1 protein-coding gene is annotated in these 526 nt (G+C 42.0%); it reads right to left on the bottom strand.

Translation table 11 applies throughout. The annotated features are described in order from the left end of the window. Positions 1 to 526, bottom strand: a 526-nt coding sequence (locus tag N475_RS21845) for an AHH domain-containing protein (protein WP_211270624.1), incomplete at both ends; no start/stop codon positions are given.

Below are 526 nucleotides of genomic sequence, written 5' to 3'. Positions count from 1 at the left end.
ATGTCTTGAACCAATCTATGGTAGCTTTTACTGTGAGGCCCAGAGTGGTTTAACAACCTTATAAGATTTGACTTTTCTGTTTTCAAGTTCATCTCTGCTTGCTTTACTAAAGGGTGCTTGTGATGAGCAAACTTAGAATTATTATGAGGAATCATATGATGATTTTGAGTCCTCATATTTTTAGATTCTTCATCATCAGGAGGTGGAGGAGAAGCGATTGCCCCCGCTATATCTTTGATTTTCTCTGTCAATACAGTAGCCATTTGCTCATTTCTTTCTTTTTGGCCTGTTACGTCAGCCATACCAGCAATAGGAGGAAGAGGTATTACTCCACATACGGCTGCAGCAGCAGCAAATATACCACCACAACCTCCCCCGCCACTGCCTGAAATATTGCTACTATTCTCGGTTGGAGTATTTGCTATGTTGTTTTGTGACATCAAATCTGGTAAAGCAGCTTTAAACGCACCAGCGATTTGAGAAACTCCCTTGCCCATTGCTGCTCGCACTTCAGCACCATTAGCGA

Source organism: Pseudoalteromonas luteoviolacea DSM 6061 (assembly GCF_001625655.1).
Classification (GTDB): Bacteria; Pseudomonadota; Gammaproteobacteria; order Enterobacterales; family Alteromonadaceae; genus Pseudoalteromonas; species Pseudoalteromonas luteoviolacea.
The sequence above is the reverse complement of the archived record's forward strand: the minus strand, read 5'-3'. Positions and strand labels throughout refer to the sequence as shown.